The sequence below is a fragment of the Mucilaginibacter oryzae genome (assembly GCF_003148845.1).
GTDB lineage: Bacteria > Bacteroidota > Bacteroidia > Sphingobacteriales > Sphingobacteriaceae > Mucilaginibacter > Mucilaginibacter oryzae.
Genome location: NZ_QGHA01000040.1, coordinates 1 through 1,175, shown reverse-complemented (window position 1 = coordinate 1,175; position 1,175 = coordinate 1). Strand labels below are relative to the sequence as shown.

The 1,175-nt window shown below is 45.7% G+C and carries 2 protein-coding genes; both read left to right on the top strand.

The window, feature by feature from the left end; genetic code table 11:
- The first annotated feature begins 65 nt into the window (after positions 1-65).
- The gene (locus LX99_RS25310; protein WP_109611136.1) at positions 66-410 is read left to right on the top strand and encodes an ISAon1 family transposase N-terminal region protein; all 345 of its coding nucleotides are present in this window, start codon (positions 66-68) and stop codon (positions 408-410) included.
- Between the two features lie 40 nt (positions 411-450).
- Positions 451-1,175 (top strand): ISAon1 family transposase (locus tag LX99_RS26205; protein WP_456238163.1); only part of this gene is annotated, 725 nt, incomplete at its 3' end.

The window sequence follows — 1,175 nt, the reverse complement described above, 5'->3', positions numbered from 1 at the left end:
GGATCAAGCAAAAAAGTTGGGGGGCTGTAGATATTTTGATAGTTTAGTTAGCTTAAAAGATAATCTTGGAAACCGAACTATTAAAACTGCTGCTACCCTCAAATCTTGTAGAACAATTCGAACTTATCCGTATCGAGCAACAAACTGATGGCTATCATTTATATCTTGACCAGCGAAACCGTCCCCCGGGTGAGTATGAGGGTCACAAACTGGAATCCAAAGGATTTGTTGATCAGGTTACATTACGCGATTTTCCGCTTCGGGGCAAAGCATGTTTCCTGCATTTAAGACGGCGGAAATGGTGTGACCATACGACCGGAGATACCGTTTACAGTTCCTGGGATTCGGTTGCAGAAGGCACACGTTTAACAGCGGAGTTCGCTGCTTTTTTAAAAGAATTTAATCGATAATTATCCTATAAGCTGTAAGCTTATAGGTGAGTTTTTTCAGTTGGATGGCAAACGCCTGCAGGAGCAGTACATCAGGCACCTAAGCGGGTTTATGAATTGGGATCAGCTTGAGCATGCACAAGACTGGATACTTTTCCCGGAGAATATAGGTCCGCACCTAAGTTTAGACGAGGTTTGCCTGTCCCAGGGAGAATTATATACTGTATTAACCAATAAGGCAGCGTGCGGAAAAAAAGGTGCGTTGATCGCAGTAGTCAAAGGAACGGTGAGTGATCGGGTTACCGGAATACTACAACGTATCCCTTATCGGCTCCGCAAGCAGGTACAGGAGGTTACTTTAGATCTGGCTCCAACCATGGAACGTATTGTACGCCGCTCATTTCCTATGGCTCAACTGGTGTCGGACAGGTTTCACGTTCAGCAGTTAGCCGGGGATGCGGTTCAGGAATTGAGAATAGCCTACCGCTGGGAGGCTATAGATCAGGAAAGTAAAGAAATTGAGTTGGCTAAGGAAGCCGGGCAGCCATACCTGCCGGAAATCCTTGAAAATGGGGATAGCCTTAAACAGCTTCTGGCCCGTAGCAGACACCTGCTTTTCAAAGATGAAGGCAAGTGGACACCCTCGCAGCTACAAAGGTCGGAAATACTCTTCGCCCGCTATCCGGAACTGGAAAAAGCCTATCGATTAAGCAGAAAACTTTCTCATATCTTTTCAAAAACTCAAGACAAAGGTGTCGGGTTAACAAAACTTGCCCGGTGGTATGA